At 58.2% G+C, this 1,342-nt stretch carries 4 protein-coding genes; all 4 read left to right on the forward strand.

Features of this window, described 5'->3' with window-relative positions; translation table 11 throughout:
• Nucleotides 1–228 (forward strand): hypothetical protein (locus CXF87_RS12050; RefSeq protein WP_157826527.1); only part of this gene is annotated, 228 nt, incomplete at its 5' end.
• Complete coding sequence (locus CXF87_RS12055; RefSeq protein WP_101146780.1) at nt 225–545, forward strand: hypothetical protein; 321 nt, start codon at nt 225–227, stop codon at nt 543–545. The genes CXF87_RS12050 and CXF87_RS12055, both read left to right, overlap by 4 nt.
• A 12-nt stretch (nt 546–557) precedes the next feature.
• The gene (locus tag CXF87_RS21650) at nt 558–728 is read left to right on the forward strand and encodes a DUF1382 family protein (protein WP_157826528.1); all 171 of its coding nucleotides are present in this window, start codon (nt 558–560) and stop codon (nt 726–728) included.
• Between the two features lie 84 nt (nt 729–812).
• Nucleotides 813–1,342: recombination-associated protein RdgC (rdgC, locus tag CXF87_RS12060; RefSeq protein ID WP_198556084.1), on the forward strand; the 530-nt coding region annotated here is incomplete at its 3' end.

Genomic DNA, 1,342 nt, shown 5'->3' on the forward strand with positions numbered 1-1,342 from the left:
CGCACCTTGCACAGCACGGTGATCTACGCCGAGAAAGTGCCCGGCGGCTACCTGCCTGCGTTTGTCGGCAAGGAGGGCACGCGAATCATCGTGCGCATGAACACCCCGCTACCCACTGAGCTAGCCGCCCGCAACGCTCTGCGCGATGTGCTTTGGGGCGCGCACGTTGAGAAGCGCATCAACCTACATCCCCACTCGACAACGGCAACAGAGGAGCAAGCCGCATGAGTACAAAAACCCAAAGAGCCTTGCTGGCAGGCGCCGCGATTACCGCCGTTTTGGTATTGGGCCAACTCTCCCAGGGCGAAGCCAAAGAGCAAGACGATTGGCTGACCACCTACTGCACCGATGCCGCTGTATGGCAGGCCGAAGAAGCGCGCGGCGTACCGCTAGAGCTACGCACCGGCCAACCCGACTACAAGGGCATCGCGGAAAACAGCTGCCCAGGCATGCGCCCAGCAGGGCCAGCGCTACCCAGCGACTACTCCCCCGCACGGCTGGCGATGCCCGAGACCGTGCCGTTCAACCAGTTTGTTCAGTTTTGAGGTGAGGTGCCCATGAACAAAGCAAGCCCCATTGAAACTCGCCGCTCGCTAGAAGCGGCCAATGCCTACGCCAAGGCGGGCATCCCGTTTGTGCCAGTGCCGGTACTGAACTTCAAGCAAAAGGCCGAGGCTGGCGTCCTAGCGACCCAGCGCCTTGAACAGCTCGAGAAAGAAATCACGTGATCGACCAAGCCGCCTTCGACCGAATTTTCAAACAGCCAGCGCCAGCTAAGGGCGCTGATCAGAACAAGCAAAGGGATAACTAACATGACCATGCTAAAAAACGCCATCGTATTGAAAGCCCTGCTTCCTGAAACGGCCCTGCTGCGCCAGCAGCTAGAAGCCGCTGAGTGGGGCGAGATCGCGGAGGCTGAATTCCGTCGCGATGCCTTCGTCCCGATCCAGGAGGGTGAAAAAGTCGCCTTTTTCCCTTCTGGCTATGCGCTGCGCCTGCGCTGTGAAGAAAAGATGATCCCTAGCGGGGCCATCCAAGCCGCTGTTTTTAAGCGCGCGGAGGAACTAGCCGAGGAGCGTGGCGAACCGCTCGAAGAAGAGGAGATGGAAAAGCTTTTTGCTGACGTAAGCATGGAGATTTGCAAGAAGGCGTTCGTAAAAACCAAGTATGTCGAGGCCTACTACCACATCGAAAGCGAGTTCCTGTTCATCAATGCCACCTCGCCCAGTGATGTTGATCGTTTCATGGGCGCGCTGGTCAAGCTGGCTGGCAAGGTGCAGACCGTCACGATCCACATTAGCGGCGTGAAAAACGGCGTTACCACACGACTACAGCGTTTGAT

Origin of the sequence: Halomonas sp. MES3-P3E (genome assembly GCF_002836035.1) — a bacterium.
GTDB lineage: Bacteria > Pseudomonadota > Gammaproteobacteria > Pseudomonadales > Halomonadaceae > Vreelandella > Vreelandella arctica.

What these genes read in the sequence shown, in the direction of transcription:
- CXF87_RS12055 (WP_101146780.1), top strand. Translation starts at nt 225, where the DNA reads ATGAGTACAAAAACCCAAAGAGCCTTGCTGGCAGGCGCCGCGATTACC.
- CXF87_RS21650 (WP_157826528.1), top strand. Translation starts at nt 558, where the DNA reads ATGAACAAAGCAAGCCCCATTGAAACTCGCCGCTCGCTAGAAGCGGCC.